Origin of the sequence: Collinsella aerofaciens (assembly GCF_040926265.1) — a bacterium.
GTDB classification, from domain to species: Bacteria; Actinomycetota; Coriobacteriia; order Coriobacteriales; family Coriobacteriaceae; genus Collinsella; species Collinsella aerofaciens_BB.
The window spans coordinates 1-17,108 of sequence record NZ_JBCOIL010000007.1; the positions used below are offsets into that span (position 1 = coordinate 1).

The following is a 17,108-nucleotide window of genomic DNA, read 5'->3' on the forward strand; positions in this document are numbered from 1 at the left end:
TATTACGAGCTCCTGTGCGAATTGAAGGGAGCTCTCCCGCAAACTGCCTCTTGACAACTTATAGGAGCGTCGGTTTTAAAAGCACGGATTCCGGCATGGTCGAGGTTCGGCACTCCAGCTCCGTAAACCGGCATAGTTTTGTTCGAACCAGCCCACGCCGGCGCGACGCGAGGCAAAATTACCCGTTCCCCCGGCCCCGGGAAATCGTTACCGCTTGCCGCCGTGACTGTTGCGCCAGATCTCGCGGCCCAGCATCAGTGCCAGCACCAGCGCGCTCACGTAGCCCATAAAGCCAATGACCGGGATACCGAACACAACCGGCTCGATGCGCGCGTAGCACACCACCGACGAACCGATAAACAGACCGGCGACCACAATTGCCATCGACATGCGGTCGATAATTCCACCCAGCTGCCGCAGCGCCTTATCGCTGCTCATGATCTGCGTGTTTACCTTAAGCTGACCGCGCGTGAGCATACGCGACGCCAAGCCCAGATACTCTGCCGCCTCGAGCGAGCCTTTTGCCGCGCGATAGCTACTCGCGGCAAGATCGCGCCCCATTTCGCGGACGCGCGCATAGGTGCTCTTTTCGTTTTTGATGTGCGTCTGGATGATCTGGATCATGTTGACGTTGGGCATGTACTCGGTCAGCAAGCCCTCGAGCGTCACCATGCCGCGGGCGAACATCGTCACCACGCTCGGCAGCTCAACATCGTTTTTGCGCGCCAGGTTTAGCAGCGAGGTCAAAAACTCACCGATATCAAGATCCTTAAGGTCGAGACCCGCAAAGTCGGCGACGATAAAGTCCAAGTCGGACAAAAAGGCCGAATGGTCGAGCTCGGCCGAGTCGCCGCGCGTCACGGCAAAGCGCATGAGCGAGTCCTTGAGCTTGGGCACATCGCCTTCGGCCACGGCGAAAATCATGTCCTTGACGATACCGCGGTCGTGACTCGACATGCGCCCGACCATGCCCAGGTCGATAAAGTAGACAATGCCGTCCTTGAGGATGATGTTTCCCGCATGCGGGTCGGCATGGAAAAAGCCGTCGTCGAGCACCTGCGTCGAGTAGTCCTCGACAATCGCCGAGCCGATCTTTTCCAGGTCATAGCCCTCGGCCACCAGGCGCTCGGGATCGGCGATGGAAATACCGTCGATGTAGTCCATGACCACCACGTGCTCGGTGCAAAGCTCCAGATAGGATTTGGGGCACGACACGCCGTGCACGCTTTTGTGGAAGTCATAGAAATCGTTGAGGTTTTTGGCCTCGGCCAAAAAGTTGGTCTCCTCGCGAAACGAGGTCCACAGCTCTTCGACCACGCCATGCAGGTCCACAAACTGATCGGTGTTGACAAACTTAGAAACGATGCGCACCACCGAGCGAATGATGTCGATGTCCTGCGCCATAACCTGCTGCGCGCCGGGGCGCTGCACCTTAACGGCCACGTCCTCGCCGGTCACCAGACGGGCACGGTGTACCTGCGCGAGCGACGCGCTGCCGAGCGGGTTGGGATCGATCGCGTCGAACATCTGCCCCAGGCGCTGGCCGTATTCCTCTTCTAGACAACGGAGCACCACCTCATACGGCACCGGCTCTACGTCGGAGCGCAGGCGGCGCAGCTCGTCGCAAAACCGCTGCGGCAAGATCTCGGAGCGGTTGGCCAGAATCTGCCCCATCTTGACGAACATGGGGCCGAGCTCTTCGAGCAGGCGGCGCAGGCGTACCGGCGTGAGGTTATCCCACACGCGGTACTTTTTGATCAGGCGAACGATCTGACCGATGCGTTCGCGGCGACCTGCCGGCGTGAGCTGATACTCCTCGTCCGGCGCCATCGCGTCGGGCTCCTCAGGGACCATATCGACAGCGCGCGGTTTCTTGCGAGCGCCCGAGACGGCGGCCTCAACCTCATCGACAACCGCCGTCTCGTCACCCAAGGGATCTAGATTGTTGTAATCGGTAGTGGAATCTGCCATCTGCGCTGTTACTCGGCCTCTTCGGTGTCCTCTGCATCGTCGGGCTCAACGGACTCGACGGGCACCGAGGTCACGTTATCCTCGACCGAATCGACGATGTCGCGCACGTGGGCCAGGAAGGCCGTGCGCTCGGGGGCGGTCATAACGCGGACGCGGGCCAGGATGAGCTCGTCGAGCACGCGCTGCGCCGCAGTCTCGCCCTGCATGCCCAGGCGGTCGGTCAGGTCGGAGATGGTGCCACCGGCCTGCTCGAACATGTCGGATACACTGCGGGCGATATCAGGGGCGCCTGCGTCCTTGCGGACCTGCTCGCCCTTGGTACCGAGGTCGTCGAGGACCTTCTTGCCGCCCTCAACGGCAACGGCGGCAGCGCCGAAGCCCACGTTAATGGCACCGTTAACAAGCTGATCGAGTTTCATAACCATGGTTGGCTCCAATCATGAACAACTGCATTGGCTTTCTTGTACCCAAGATTGGGCGAACGACACAAAATCGTTTTACCGCCAAGATAGGAATCGAGCGGGGCAAAGCCTTTGACGGCGTTTGCCCCGCTCGCTCGTTGCAAGTTCGACTCTACCTTACGTTATCGTTCATCGCGAAGGAGTTCTTCATGGCACAGCTCGTGGTGTAGAGCACCTTGCCCAACAGAGCATCGGTCTCCACGCGTACGAGCTCGGCAAAGGCCTCATTGGCGCGGGCGAGCTCAGCGGGCACCTCGGCCTCGGGCATCGCGGCTACGACAGCGTCAACGTCGTGAATCTGCTTGTGGCCCATGCCGCCGACCTTCTCCTGATAATCCTCGACGGCGCGGCCGCACTCATGGAAGCGAACGTCAGCCAGCGCGCCGATCAGGCGATTTGCCCAATAGAAATTCTCGGACGTCACGCGAGCCTGCGTGTCGGCATAGTACTCGGGCATGGTCTCGACATTGGCGTACAGCGGCACGAGCGCGTTAAACGAGTTGGAGCCAAACGCCATCCACTGCACGGCGCGATACGCAGGCTGCGCATAGGGACGCAGCTGCAGCACGGCGAGCTGGCTGTTGCGGTTGATGCCGATGGGACGATAGGCGCCGCGCGTGGCGGGCGTGCCCTTGCTGCCGTAGCAGTCGTACTCCGTGCCCTGGTAGTGGCTCGAAAGCACGTACTTGATGTCCTCGATGGTCACCTTGCGCTCGGGCACGCGGCTCCAGGGGATATCGTCGCTCTCGGGCGTGTAGTCGGCATCGGGACCGTCCCACACATCGCTGGGGTTGAGGCAGCGCTGCATGTACCAGGCGCGCGGCGTGTTGTAGACGTGGTCGCTGTCGCTGTGCGAGCCAAAGGCCTCGCGCGGGTTAAAGACCGCAGCGGGACCGTCGCCCTTAACGCCCAGCGTCAGGTCCAGATGCCACTCGGCCATCCAGGAGCGCAGGTCGGCGGAACACATGTGGTCGACCTGAGCGCCCTCGGCGTCGTCCAGGTCAAAGCTGTCAATGCCCAGCTGGTTAGGCATGGTCACATAGGCGTCATCGGGCACACGCTTGGCGATCCAGTGGTGGCCGCCGATGGTCTCGAGCCACCAGATCTCGTCCACGTCACTAAAGGCGATGCCGTTGTTCTCGTAGGTACCGTAGCGCTCGAGCAGCTCGCCCAGGATGCGCACGCCGTCGCGGGCAGACTTGGCGTACGGCAGCACCAGGGTCACCATATCCTCCTCGCCCAAGCCGCCGGGCTGTGCCGGGACGTAGCCGTCCTCGCCCTCGTTGCCCTTGGCGGGCACGTAGTCCACGAGCGGATCGGCGCCGCGGACGCGCTCGTTGGTGGTGAGCGTCTCGGTTGCGGACATGCCAACATTGAGCTCGTTGAAGCCGGCCTCGGCCCAAATGCCGTGGCCGGGGATGACGTCGGGGACGCTCGTGTAGCGCATGGGATTATCGGGCAGCTCAACGGTCAGGTGGCTTAGGACGCTCGTGTAGACACGCGGCTGCTCGTCGGGATGCACCACGCGCATGCGCTTGGGCTCAAACACCCCGTTGGACGAGTCCTCGTTGCGGGCGACCAGCGTCGACCCGTCGTAGCTCGCGTTCTTACCAACCAAAATCGTTGTGCACGGCATGCGCATCCTCCTTGAGCGAAGAAATCAAACGGCAACAGTGTATCGCTTCGGCGCAAAAAGGGCGAAACCGCGGCCCCTCGAGACCCCCTCGGGACCCCTGTGGTCAAAAAATGCCAAATATGAGTACTGTCACCAATTTAGTAGCAGCAATTTCGCTGGACACAGGTGCCAATAATCTACATTTGTTCAAAAGCTGGACGATGTAATTCCTCATTGGTCCAATAAAATTGGCTCTCTATCGATAATAAATACCGATAGAGAGCCAAAATGACCTAAAATATATGTGACTATCTTGGCAGCAGTACTCATATTTGGCGTTTTTTGACCACGTGGTATATGGCTAACCCCTCAAACAGCCCAAAACGCCTATTTCGATGCACGCTCCGCCGCCTCGATCACGTGTTTGGCGAGGATCGCCGTGGTCACAGCCCCCACGCCGCCCGGCACGGGTGTGATGGCGTTAACGACCGGCTCCGCAGCATCAAAATCCACGTCGCCAACCAGTTTTCCGGCGGCCTCGTCCCAGTTAATGCCAACATCGATGATCGTCTGGCCCTCGCGAACCGCATCCACGCCAATCGTGCGCGCACGTCCAACCGCGGCAACAACAATGTCGGCAGAACGACACTCGGTAGCCAAGTCGCGCGTATGCGTATGGCACGTCGTCACCGTGGCATTGCGAGCCGTAAGCATGGCGGCAACGGGACGGCCAATCACCAGCGACCGACCGACGACCGCGACCTTGGCCCCATCCAGCTCAACGCCGTAATGGTCCAGCAACGCCAACACGGCTTCGGCCGTGCAGGGAGCAAAGCCCTCGCCTCGCCCCGAAAGCGTGGTAAGCAGCGAGGCCGGCGTCATGGAGTCAACATCCTTGGCGGGATCGAGCGCCGCGGCAACCGCACCCTCGTCAAGCTCAGCGGGCAGCGGGCGAAACAGCAGGCAGCCATGAACAGCAGGGTCGGCATTGATGTCCTCAATAGCCGCCAGCAGCTCATCCTGTGAAGCATCGGCAGGAAGCAAAGCGCGACGAGCCTCAATGCCGACCTTTTCGCAGCGCTTGAGGGCGCCGCGCTCGTAGGACAGGTCGTCCTCGCGCTCACCCACGCGAACGATGGTCAGCGTCGGCACAACACCGCGCTCACGCAAAGCCGCGCAGCGAGCAGCGAGCTCCTCGGTCAAAGCACGGGCAACGGGAGCACCCTTCAGCAGTTCTGCCATGGCTATCCCCTCTTCCTTGCGGCGTCAGCAGCGCGGCGCGCCAGCGCATCGGCGCGCGGCAGCCACGTATCCAACAGTTCATCGCACGCCGCCTCGAGCTCTTCGGCGCGTGCCCGGTCTTTCATAGACGTGGTGTTCGCAAAGAGCGTCAAGCTCGCGCCCTGCATGGCGGCGCGGCAGAACACGGCACCGCAGGCCACATCGGACAGCAACTGGCGCGAGCCCTTATCGGCCATGTCCTCGAGCAGCGCCAGCGCGCGCCCGCAGGCATCCATGATCCGATATGGCGGCATGGCGGCCACGTGCAACGCATCCTGAATTGCAGCCGCACGCGTCGGGTCCTCACGCGGAATACCATACGCTGCCGACACCTGCCCGTAGGCGCGAACATCCTCGGCGACCAGACCCACAAGCTCCTGCGCTAACTCATCCGCTTGGGCAAATGCACGCGTCAGATCGCCTGCGCGATCGGCAAGCGTGGGGTTCGTCGCGCCATAGCGAGCAACCATCCCGCACAGCGAGGCACCCAGCGCTCCCACAAACGCGCTGGCGCTGCCGCCGCCGGGAACCGGCTCGCGTGCAGCCAACGCCTCGGCAAAACCGCGACAGGTTTTATCCATCATCTCTTGGCTCATCGAAACACCTCCGCCCACCGCGCCGGCCACCAAGGGCCGCACGCATAATAAAAAATGGGACAACGACGCCAGGAAGCGGTTGTCCCATTCATCGATCTTGTCCAAGCCAGTCTAGCCCATAAGACAAAGACTGTCAGGAGCTCTGGCTATCGGCGTTTCCGATTGCCGGCTATAGGCACGGATGCCTAATCCACCTGGAACGTCGGCAGCAGCGTATCGATAATCTTCGACCCCATGTCGCGGTTCGCGGTCGAGTACTCCAAATGCGCCGTGGCAATCGTCGAATCCGTGACGATCGTCTTTTCGTAAATGATCGTATCGTCCTCACACCACGAGACCACGTACCAGTTGTCGCCCTCTGCGGTATAGAGGTCGGCCTTGCCCGAGGTGTCCACGTCGACGAACATCTCGTGTGCAGTTTCGTCGTTAATGTTGACGTAGCCAAACAGGTTGATCACAAAACCCGTCTCCGGATCCTTATACCTAGCGCCGCTGCTGCTGGGAGTATCTTCCATCTCAAAGCGATTGGGAATCGACATGCTATAAGGATGCATGTCGTTCGTGTACGTATACACGTCGGTTAGGTAATCGTCCGAATCGCCCGAGCCGTAGTATGCCGGTTCGTCCTCGGGAACGGCCTCGTCATCCGACGACGAAGACTCCTTGGCCTTGGACTTGTCATCCTTCTTCTTAGCAGAAGAATCTTTCTCGTCCGAAGACCCAGTATCGATCACCGAAATCTGCGTGTCAGAGCTCTTGGACCCGTTAAGCATCGTGAGCGCAAACACCGTGCCGCCACCGATGAGAACCACAACAGCACATGCCACAGCGATAATGACCGGCGCCTTGCTCTTGGGCTTTTGAGGCGCAGGCGCGACCGGCGGCATCGACTGGGTCAGGCCCGGGGCAGAGGAAGGACCAGCGCCCGCGGACGTCGGCGCGGAACCGCCAGCCAGCGAAGCCCCACAGTGCGTACAAAACGTCGATCCATCAGGCACTTGCTGTCCGCATTTTTGACAGAACATCGTTCGACCTTTCGTGGTTTAGCTTTTGTCACAGCCAAGTCTAAAACCTTAAGCCGGCATCGCTGTTGCGCAACATTGGGAGAATCAACCGAGCCGCACGCTTCCCCAGCGCCAGGCCCACCTTGCGGCAAGCCCGCACACGCAAACATGGGACATATGGCCCACCTTTCGAGACTCCCGGGCAGCACAAGCTGGGGCATATCTATAAGTAAGGAACCCGTTGGGGCACGGCCACGCAACGGCCACAAGCGATGAACGGAGGCATAAGCCGCACAGTACACAGAGACATCCGCCGCCAGCGCAATCAGTACCCCAACAGCATGCGGCGCCGTGATGTCATCGGCAGACAAGGAGGACGCCGCCATGAAGAAAAAGACCCTATCGATCCTTTCCCTTTGCATCGCCCTCTTTGCCGCACTCGCCCTTGTGGGCTGCGGCGGAAGTGCATCAAGCGGAGGCGGGGGCAGCACCTCAAAGAGCGAAGGCAAGGAAAAAGCTCCCGTCGCCAAGAAGACCGACTTTATCTGGTTTAAGGTCGAGATGCCCGAAAGCGTTGGCGTAAGCGACTCCGCTGGCAAGAATGCCGACAGGGTCCAGCTCACCTTCCCCGAAGACAAGAACGGTTCGGCCGATCGCTTTATCCCCGTTTGGAAAAAAGCACTGACGGCAGAGGAATCCCACGCCGACCAGGCAGAAAAGAAAGGTGATACGTTCCAGTGGAAGGATGGCGGGTCCGTCGAGTATAACGGCAGGACGTGGCTCGTCGGAACGTACGAGGACAACAGCGGCGTCTCAACCCTCCTCTTTACCGACGTTGAGCCGGGAAGCGTCTACGTCCTCATCTCGAACTTCGATCTGCATAAGAAAGAAGCCGAGGCGCTCCTCAACTCCGTCGAGTTCCCCGATGACATGACGAAGGCAGTTGCCGAGGCACGCGAAGTCGAGATTTCGAGCATCGAGATCAAGCATTAGGGGATCGCACGCAGCATCGCATGCGCAGTCATTAAATGATCGGACGCCCAGCCAGGGGAGGATCGGATCGGCCGGCCCTTCCCTCTTTTACGCCCGAGCATATTGCCACTTGTCGGCGCAAATCAGGCCCCCAGAATGGGACACATGGCCCACCTGAACGAGCCGCTCGCGCGTACAGTAAAGGCAGGTAATCCATGGGCGGTTACAGATCGAGGAGGACACGACCATGAAAAAGAAGGCCTTTGCGATTCTCACCCTCTGCATCAGTCTCTTTGCCGCAGTTGCCCTGGTGGGCTGCGGTGGCAGCGGCGGCGCTACCGGAAGTGGCGGTGGCGGCGGAGCAGAAAAACCAGCCGTGGATATGAGGACCGACTTCATTTGGTTTAAGGTCGAAGTCCCCGAGGGCGTCGAAATCACAGACGTCGCAGGCGATACCGCCGACAGGGCCCAGTTTAAGTTCACCGAGAGCGAACACGCCAGCGATCGCTTCATCCCTGTCTTCGACTCTGACAAGAACGCTGACGAGCTGTTCGACTACGAGGCCAAATGGAAGGCCAACTTTGAGTGGACCGAGAATGATCCCGTCAAGTACAACGGCAAGACCTGGCGCAACGCTTCCTATACACACTCGGGCGGCGTGACGACTGAGTACTTCACCGAAGCAGGCGGCGGCAGCGTCTACGTGAGCATCGACAACGTGGAGGAGCACAAGGACGCCGTCGAGACCATGATGAAGTCTCTGGAATTTGCCGACGACATCGCCGAGGCCAAGACCGAGGCCATGGACGTTAAGCTCGAGGATATCGAGATTAAACGCTAAGCGACTGGCGAGCGCAGCGGGAAACACGGGCGCAGCGTAAACAAGCGACGGTATCCCAGCGCTTCGTACCAAGGGAGGGCCGGTAAACCGACCCTCCTTTTCTTATGCCGGTAGCCGACGAACGCGAGGACGCCGGACGCCGGAACCGCCCCAAATGTGGCAACAGTGCGAACACGACAAACACCCCAACACGTCCACCCGCCGATTTATTGCGCCGCGCAGACAATTAAACCGGCGTCTTTAAACATCTGGGAAGTATAGTGACCAAAACTATCGCATAACCGCACTCTGCGAATGGAGAAGTTATGACCGAACACCACGCCATCAGCCGTCGAGCATTCACGTTGGGCCTAGGACTCGCAGCATTGTCGCCATTTGCAAGCCTGCCCGAAACCGCGGCGCTGGGCCTTCCCGTGCGCGCGGCATTTGCAGAAGACACGCCCACACCGGCGAAGAGCCTCCATAGTTTCGTCATTCGCCTTCGCCCCGCGGGCTATTTTCGCACCGCAAGCGTCAACGAAGACGGCAACGTCATCGGCAACGTCTGCCACCTGTTTAATGACGGCACGTCCAGCAAACTCATCCTTGAGCGCGTAGAGACCGATGCAGATAATTCAAATTGGTATGCCATCCGCACCTTACTCAATTTCGAAGAGCATAAAAAGACGGGCTACAGCATTTGGTCGGTCGACGGCGACTCGGACAAAGATGGAAAGGTCATCCACGTATGGAGTGGCGAGTATGACAACAAGCCCAGCCGCGCTTTTGCGTTTGAACGCCAGTCAAACGGAACCTATATCATCCGAGACCGCACAAACAAGAAAAAAGACATTAATTACCTGGCCATAGAAAAGGACGGCAAAGACCAGGACAACAACAAGATCTGCCATAAGAGGAAGAGCATTCCGTGGGAGCTCGAACTTGTCGGTTACGACATGGGCAAGACCAATACCACGGTTAGCAGTATCGACTGGACCACGTATAGCAGCTACGTCGACGGGCCCTGTTGGATGAAATACGTCGACAACAACAAGTTCCTCGACGAACTGAGCATCCCGGGCACGCACGATTCGGGCACCTGCAGCGTGGACAACGACACCGAGCCCCAATCCTCCCAGGCAAAATGCCAGCAGGATTACATCCCCACGCAGCTGCTCGAAGGCGTTCGCTATTTTGATATTCGACTCGGAAAGGGTGAGAACCCCGGCATCGACCACGGAGCTTGTTACCTGCTCAAAAAAGACGGGAACTTTATGCATCTCTCCGATGTCATCGGGTACTTCAATACGTTTTTGAGCGAAAACCCGACAGAAGCGCTCATCATGCTCGTGTCGCGGGGCAATGGCGAGGCTACCGACGAAAGCCTCACGACGGCCTTGGGCAAGGTTTTTGATGAGAACCCCGACCTGTTCTACACATCGAGCCGCATCCCCACGCTGGGCGAGGTGCGCGGAAAGATCGTCCTGCTGCGTCGGTTTGGGCTCGCCGGCAACAGCGTAAGCAGCCACACATGGGGCCTCGACCTCACCCAATGGGACGACAAAATCGCAGCACACACCGACAGCACCTCTATGTGTCTCGTTCGAGACGAGCGGGGCTTTGAAGCCGTGGGGAAAACGGGTGACGAAGAGCCCTATTGCACCAAGGTATACGCCCAGGACCATTACGAATGCACAGGAACCGACAAAATCGGCTGGGTCGATATGGCGCTGCAGGAGACAACCAAGCTCGCCCGCATCATGGTGGACGTCGAGGACAATGACGGGGCCAAGGTAAAGGTCCTGGAGCACAGCTGGTGTATCAACTACACCAGCTGCACGAACTACAAGCAAGGAAGCAATCCTTTTACCGCAGCACGAGTGGTCAACGAGCATCTATACAAGAGCCAGTATATAAACAGCACCGGAAATGAGAGCACAAAGGAGGACTGCCTCAAGCACATTGGCATCATTGCGTCCGACTTTGTTGATGCGGCACTGGCCCGAAGCATCTACCAGCGCAATTACGATGCGAAGCACAAGCAGACCGTTTCGTACTACCTCCCGACCCGTATACGCATGACATACGGCGACTCGTTGAGCGATGCCTCACTCCAGGATGGAAAGACCGTTGGCGAGGGTCGTTTCCGCCTTGTCGACAGCAGCAACGTACTCAGCGTGACGGCTTCGGGCAACACGTTTGCCATCGAATACGTGGATGTCGACGCTTTGGGCAACGAGACCGTTACGGAACTGCAGGGTTCCGTGCCCATCGATATCGACCCGCGCGCACTGACGCCCCACTTTGAAGGGCTCGAGGGCCTTAAGGCCGGCGAGGACGTGCGCGCAAAGATCGCGGCGCCGCTCGAGGGCAAGCTCGAAGGCGATGCTTGCACCGCCCAGCTCGAGTTTATGCACGATGCAAACGGCGCTCCGGGCACGGAAATGGCCGAGGGCGAGGCATTTACCGCGGGAACGTACTGGGTGCGTGCGAATGGGCTTTTGGGCGACGCGGCGCAGAACTACACGCTTGCCAGCGACGGAGCCGCAAGCTTTACCGTAGCGGCCTCGGACGGTGCAGGCGGCGCCGGCACCGGCACTGGCGCCAACGCGGGCAGCGCTGATAAGAACGGTAAGGGCAACAAGGGCAAGGGCTCGGGCGGAAAGCTCGCCGACACGGGCGACGGCTCTGGCATCGCCGCCGGGCTCGCCGCTGCCGCCGTGGCAACAACGGTTGCCGGCGCAGCAATGCTTGCCAATGACCGCGAAGACAACGAAGGTGCTAGCGAATAGGCAAGCCAGTCTTTTGGGCGCATCAACTCAATCGGGGCGTAGAATACCGTTCTGCGCCCCGATTTTCACCTTGGCCCGTACGCCGTTATCGGCTACATCACCATGTTCAACGCGTTAACAAACTCCTGGGCCTTCGCACGACTGCTCGGGCTAAAGACGCAAGCGGTTAACAGTCGATTGCGCAGAAAAACGTCGCGGCCCTTGATCCTGTTGACCCCCGTGATGTCCTTAAGGTAAACGATCTCGGTGTGCTTGCCACCAAACGTGCCCTTCTTGAGCACCTCGATACGGTTAGGCTAGATCTTGACGTCTTTAAACCTGCCCGAACCTTTGTCCTGGAACAGCAAAGTGTTGTTATCCATGCGTGTCGCTCCCGCGGGGTTCGCTAAAACTGCCTCTATGGCCACATTTTAGTCACCGCAGGGCTCCCATGCGAAGGTGCCAGACAGCACAGCAATTCGTGTCCGCGCGAGGCTTTAAACTAAATGCGATAAAGATGCATTCCACAGGAGGAAAGTGGGCGATGGTGATGGGCGAACTGGCAAACCGCGGAGAATCGGCAATCGTGCCCGAAGGTTTTTATAAGCAGGTTTCCTCGATTCTCAACGCTGCTCGCGACAAGGCATATGCCGCCGTTAACTTTGCGATGGTTGAGGCATATTGGGAGATCGGCAAGAGCATTGTTGATGAACAGGGCGGAGAAGAGCGCGCCAGGTATGGAGAGGCGCTGCTTAAAGGACTCGCGACCAGGCTTACCACAGATTTCGGCAAAGGCTTTGATACCTCAAACCTCCGCTACATGCGGCAGTTTTATTTAGCATTCCCAATTCGTGACGCACTGCGTCACGAATTGAACTGGACACATTATCGCAGGCTATCTCGCATTCCCGACCCCGAAGCTCGCATTTGGTACATGAACGAATGCGCCGACTCTCGCTGGAGCACGCGCCAACTCGAGCGCCAGATCAACACCATGTTCCGCGAGCGCCTACTTGCCAGCAAGGACAAGGAGGCCGTCACCCAGGAAATCCAAAAGAGCGCCCCGGCTCGTCGCCCCGAGGATATCATCCGCGACCCATATGTACTGGAGTTTTTAGGTTTCTCGGACGATGCTGCGTTTCGCGAGAGCGATCTAGAGCAGGCGCTCATCACGCATCTTCAGAAGTTCCTGCTGGAGCTTGGCCGTGGTTTCGCTTTCGAGGCGCGCCAAAAGCGCATCACCTTTGATGGACGCCATTTCTATATTGACCTTGTGTTTTACAACTATCTGATGCGCTGCTTCGTGCTCATCGACCTTAAGACCGATGACCTTACGCATCAGGATCTGGGCCAAATGCAAATGTATGTGAACTACTACACGCGCGAGCTCATGAACGAAGGCGACAATCCGCCCATAGGCATCGTGCTCTGCGCGGACAAAAGCGATTCGATCGTCGAGTACACGCTGCCCGAAGACAACGACCAAGTGTTTGCCGCCAAATACCTGCCGTATCTTCCAAGCAAGGAAGAGCTGGCGCGCGAGCTGAGCGCCGAGTACCGCGCCATCAACGAAGCGACTAATGGCGAAGCGCAAGGGTAGCAGCACGTTGTGACCGATACCCCCGACGACGCTCCACTTCCCCTGGCATAGGAGGAGCATTCCATGACAGACAGACCGAAAACAACGCTACGCGACTGCATTTACGGGCTTGCCGTCGGCGACGCGCTGGGCGTTCCCTACGAGTTCAGGCCCCGCGGCACGTTCGAATGCACCGACATGATCGGCTACGGCACGCATGGGCAGCCCGCCGGCACCTGGAGCGACGACACATCTATGACACTTGCTACCTGTGACTCGATTAGGGAGCTCGGGCATATCGACACCGCGGACATGCGCGACAAGTTCGTAGGCTGGATTGCCCGCGGCGAGTATACGATTGACGGCGTTTTCGATTACGGCGGCACGACCGCCCGCGCCCTGCACACCGGCAAAGGAGGCTCCGGCGAGCGCGACAACGGCAACGGTTCGCTCATGCGCATCGCGCCCCTGGCGTTCACCGATGCGACAGACGAGGAGATCGGTGAGGTCTCCGCGATCACGCACGCCCACAGAACGTCGACCGACGCATGCGTCATATTTGTCGAGCTGATGAAGGGCGTGATGAACGGCACGCCTCCCTCGTGGGCACTTCATTTGAAAGGCGTGCCAGAGCAGGAAATCAGGTCTGGTGGCTTTGTGCGCGACACGCTTAAAGCAGCCACCTGGTGCTTCGTCAACACCAACAGCTACGAAGCTTGCGTGCTTGCCGCCGTCAACCTGGGCGACGACACCGACACCACCGCTGCCGTCGCAGGCGCCCTCGCCGGAGCAAAATACGGCTTCAATGCTATTCCTCAGGAATGGATCGACACCCTGCGCGGTAAAGAGCTGATTGAGCAGTGCCTGTTTTAGGACACGCCTTCAACGAAGACAGTGTCAGTCAACGCAAATGATTAAGGGACCGCATAAATGATGATTACAGAATGCGCAGTCATGGGTCCGTTCGTCACAGAGCAAAGTACCGTGGGGCCGTACACCGTGTTGGTATTCGACTCCCCGCTGCCGCAGAAAAGGGCCGGTTGCAGCCGGCCCTTTAGACGATAATACCTGCGTTGCCCGCGCTTCCGAAGTGTGACTAGCTGAGGAGCGGGTTCCGCGGCACAATCTCATTCTACCCAGTGGGGCGGCTCTTTTGTAGCCGCCCCACCGTTTATTTAGATCTACCACGACGGACAGCTCGCACTACTGCGCACTGTCCCGTACCGTTCCCCTACTTCCCAAAGATCGCGCCGAACAGGCCCTTGCGTTTGGGCTTCTCCTCTCGGTAGGAACCCTCGGCTGCGGCTGCAACCTGCCGCGGCTGTTCGCCGCCTCCACGGCGCACGATCTGGTATAGGAACGGCGATTTAACGTATTTGACCTCGATGGGTGTGGCGTGCACGGTGCTTTCGCTCGACAGCATCACGTTGGGATTGAGCGGTGCCACCACATGCGTCTCGCGTTTGTCGCTAAACACTACCGCGGCCGCGCGACCCGTCTGGCCGTTCACGGCGATGCGCACCTGCTCGCCGTCGCGGCTATCCGACGCCGGGCGATCGACAAAGTAGACCGGTACCATCACCAGGCCGTCCTTGTGCTTGCGAGCCTTGCGCGCCCAGGTGCGGATGCTCTTTTTATTGAGCCCCAGCACCGCCTCGGCATCGTTGCCGGCAACGTCGAGCGCCAGCTTATCAATAACCACCTGGTCCTTGGTGGACGCATCGACGGAAACGACGCGGAAGTCACCTTCCTGCATAGCGGGATCGAACGGCCCAACCTTGCCAAAGTCCCACGGCTCCAAAATACCCATAAGGCGAACATCCAGGTAGTTGGCCCTGGGATATGCCCAGTCGAGCACCTCGTAGTACACCAGGGTCTCCTTGCTCAGGCCCTTGCCCGGGAAGGACGCCATCATGCGCAGGTCCGCCAGCGCCATGGGGAAATAGAAGAGCATCATGTCGTTTTGGATCGCGTCTTCCACGTCGTGGCCGGCAAAGGCCTCCGGGTACTGACGCACCAGCTGCAGCGCGTTGGCACGTGCCTGCTGCGGCGAAATCTCGCAAGGAATGCCCTGCTCGGGTACATACTCCGCGCCAACGCCCATAGTCAGTCGCTTGCTAAACGTACCGGGTTTGAGCAGGTCGGCCACGCCAATCTTGTTGCCGCAGGACGGGCACTCAAACACGCGCTGAGTGGACTCGCCCTCAAAGGACGCGCCGCAGAAGGGGCACGGGATGCTCACGTGCGTGGCTTCTTGGAACTCCTGCGCCGTTCCGCGGTCCTCCCACAGCAGATGCTCCAGAACCGACTGATTGCGCCAGTGTGAATTGAAGAAATACCAGTCGGGGTCCTCTGGGCGCTCGAGCTGCGACACATGGGTGAGCTTAAGCAGCCCGTCAACCACCGTCAACGGCGCATGACGGATACCCAGGGCGCTCTTGGGCTCCCCGGCGTCCGCTTGCCACGGAATAACCGTTTCGCAATAGGCGCACTCAAAGCTGCGCTTTGCCTGGTGCGAATACATGGGGCCGCCGCAGTTTTGGCATTTAATGGCAAACATCTCGTCCATGGAAACGTCCTCCTTTGCACGGGGCTATCGACATTAAGTATGTCGAGCAAATCGACGCGTGCCCATACCCATGTGGCCCAAAATGGAGCACTCGGTCGGACGGGAAAGCGCAGTGAACTCGAAGACGCGTGGGCAGTCGCCCCCTCCGCCTCGCGCCCGTTAGCGCCGGCAGACCATTGCTGCATTTTCTGAGCATCGGTACACGTTGCGTCTGCGCGAGCTACACTATCCCCTTAAACATGACTGTGAGGACGATCGTTATGCTATTTGTAAATCGGCTGGTACATACGCTTGTTCCCGGCAGCGAAAGCGAGCCGGTCGATGTCTCCTGCCGCACCAACGCGGGTTTTGCCGCAAGCCTCATCTGCATCGGGCTCAACATCACGCTGTGCCTGGCCAAGGGCATAGCTGGTCTGCTCGCAGGCTCCGTCTCGCTTATCGCCGATGCCTTCAACAACCTTTCCGACGCCTCGAGCAACATCGTGAGCCTGCTCGGATTCCGCCTTGCCAGCCGCCCGGCCGACGAGGGGCACCCCTATGGTCACGGCCGCTACGAGTACCTCGCCGGCCTGTTTGTCGCCGTTCTCGTTTGCGCCGTCGGCATCAACCTGATCCTGGAGTCGGTCACCAAAATCATCAAGCCCTCCCCCACCGCGTATTCGGCGCTCTCCATGGCAGCCCTTGTCCTGTCCATGCTCGTCAAGTTTTGGATGGCGGCGTTCAATCGCACGCTGGGCAACCGCATCGATTCCGAGACGCTTATCGCCACGGCGCAGGATTCCAAAAACGACGTCATCACCTCAGGCTCGGTCTTAGCGGCAGCGCTTATTTCGCAGACGACCGGCTTTGACCTCGATGGCTGGGCAGGCCTGGGCGTGGGCATCTTTATCTGCATCAGCGGCATGGGCCTGGTGCGCGACGCCATCAGCCCGCTGTTGGGACAAGCGCCCGACCCCAAGCTCGTCCAGGCAATCCGCGACAAGATCATGTCGTATCCGCAGGTCCTAGGCACGCACGACCTGATGGTGCACGACTACGGCCCCGGCCGTCAGTTTGCCAGCGCACACGTGGAAATGCCCGGCGAGGGTGATGCGTTTGAACATCACGAGATCCTGGACACCATCGAACACGACATCAAGCATCAGATGGGCATCGACATCACGCTGCACTGCGACCCCATCGCCACCACCGGCGACGACCTGCGCGGCTGGGTCAAGCGCGGCGTCATGCAGATAGATCCCGCGCTCTCCATCCACGACCTGCACGAGCACGACGGCTTTGTGTCATTTGACCTGGTGCGCCCCGACGGCTTTGACATATCCGACGAGGAGCTGCTGGAGCTCGTCACGCGCATCGTGCACGAACGCCGGCCCGATGCCTCGTGCGTCGTCACATTTGACTCGGGCTTCAGCTCGCCCGACCGTCCGGCCGAGCAGCTGTAATCGACAGCAAAACGGGATGCAGGACCG

The 17,108-nt window shown here is 59.4% G+C and carries 13 protein-coding genes; 6 read left to right on the top strand and 7 right to left on the bottom strand.

Annotated elements, in window-relative coordinates; all coding sequences use genetic code 11:
• Positions 1-207: 207 nt before the first annotated feature.
• The 6 genes from AB5767_RS03170 to AB5767_RS03195 form a co-directional block, all read right to left on the bottom strand.
• Positions 208-1,971, bottom strand: a complete 1,764-nt coding sequence (locus AB5767_RS03170) for an ABC1 kinase family protein (protein WP_368132627.1) — start codon at positions 1,969-1,971, stop codon at positions 208-210.
• A gap of 8 nt (positions 1,972-1,979) precedes the next feature.
• A complete protein-coding gene (locus tag AB5767_RS03175) occupies positions 1,980-2,396 on the bottom strand; it encodes a hypothetical protein (protein ID WP_368136997.1) in 417 nt (138 codons plus the stop codon).
• Positions 2,397-2,544: 148 nt separating this feature from the next.
• Entirely contained in the window at positions 2,545-4,068 is a 1,524-nt protein-coding gene (locus AB5767_RS03180; protein ID WP_368131354.1) for a C69 family dipeptidase, read from the bottom strand.
• Positions 4,069-4,434: 366 nt separating this feature from the next.
• Entirely contained in the window at positions 4,435-5,289 is an 855-nt protein-coding gene (locus AB5767_RS03185; RefSeq protein ID WP_368131353.1) for a bifunctional 5,10-methylenetetrahydrofolate dehydrogenase/5,10-methenyltetrahydrofolate cyclohydrolase, read from the bottom strand.
• Positions 5,290-5,291: 2 nt separating this feature from the next.
• Positions 5,292-5,924 (bottom strand): cyclodeaminase/cyclohydrolase family protein, encoded by a 633-nt coding sequence (locus AB5767_RS03190; protein ID WP_349090028.1) that lies wholly within the window; start codon positions 5,922-5,924, stop codon positions 5,292-5,294.
• Between the two features lie 185 nt (positions 5,925-6,109).
• Positions 6,110-6,949: a zinc-ribbon domain-containing protein gene (locus AB5767_RS03195; RefSeq protein ID WP_368131352.1), complete on the bottom strand. Its 840-nt coding sequence runs from the start codon at positions 6,947-6,949 to the stop codon at positions 6,110-6,112.
• Between the two features lie 363 nt (positions 6,950-7,312).
• Between AB5767_RS03195 and AB5767_RS03200 the strand changes: the two genes are divergently transcribed.
• The 5 genes from AB5767_RS03200 (at position 7,313) to AB5767_RS03220 (ending at position 13,943) form a co-directional block, all read left to right on the top strand.
• A complete protein-coding gene (locus AB5767_RS03200) occupies positions 7,313-7,921 on the top strand; it encodes a hypothetical protein (RefSeq protein WP_368131351.1) in 609 nt (202 codons plus the stop codon).
• A 226-nt stretch (positions 7,922-8,147) separates the two neighbouring features.
• Positions 8,148-8,741: a hypothetical protein gene (locus AB5767_RS03205; RefSeq protein ID WP_368131350.1), complete on the top strand. Its 594-nt coding sequence runs from the start codon at positions 8,148-8,150 to the stop codon at positions 8,739-8,741.
• 305 nt (positions 8,742-9,046) lie between these two features.
• Positions 9,047-11,512 (top strand): phosphatidylinositol-specific phospholipase C, encoded by a 2,466-nt coding sequence (locus AB5767_RS03210; RefSeq protein ID WP_368131349.1) that lies wholly within the window; start codon positions 9,047-9,049, stop codon positions 11,510-11,512.
• A gap of 523 nt (positions 11,513-12,035) precedes the next feature.
• Positions 12,036-13,091 carry a PDDEXK nuclease domain-containing protein gene (locus AB5767_RS03215; protein WP_368131348.1) on the top strand — a complete coding sequence of 352 codons (1,056 nt, stop codon included), beginning with the start codon at positions 12,036-12,038 and terminating at the stop codon, positions 13,089-13,091.
• Between the two features lie 63 nt (positions 13,092-13,154).
• Entirely contained in the window at positions 13,155-13,943 is a 789-nt protein-coding gene (locus tag AB5767_RS03220) for an ADP-ribosylglycohydrolase family protein (RefSeq protein WP_368131347.1), read from the top strand.
• A 358-nt stretch (positions 13,944-14,301) separates the two neighbouring features.
• Here AB5767_RS03220 and AB5767_RS03225 read toward each other — a convergent pair whose 3' ends face one another.
• Positions 14,302-15,639 (bottom strand): TFIIB-type zinc ribbon-containing protein, encoded by a 1,338-nt coding sequence (locus AB5767_RS03225; protein WP_368131346.1) that lies wholly within the window; start codon positions 15,637-15,639, stop codon positions 14,302-14,304.
• A gap of 260 nt (positions 15,640-15,899) precedes the next feature.
• Here AB5767_RS03225 and AB5767_RS03230 point away from each other — a divergent pair, with 260 nt between their 5' ends.
• Positions 15,900-17,081: a cation diffusion facilitator family transporter gene (locus tag AB5767_RS03230; RefSeq protein WP_368131345.1), complete on the top strand. Its 1,182-nt coding sequence runs from the start codon at positions 15,900-15,902 to the stop codon at positions 17,079-17,081.
• Positions 17,082-17,108: the final 27 nt, after the last annotated feature.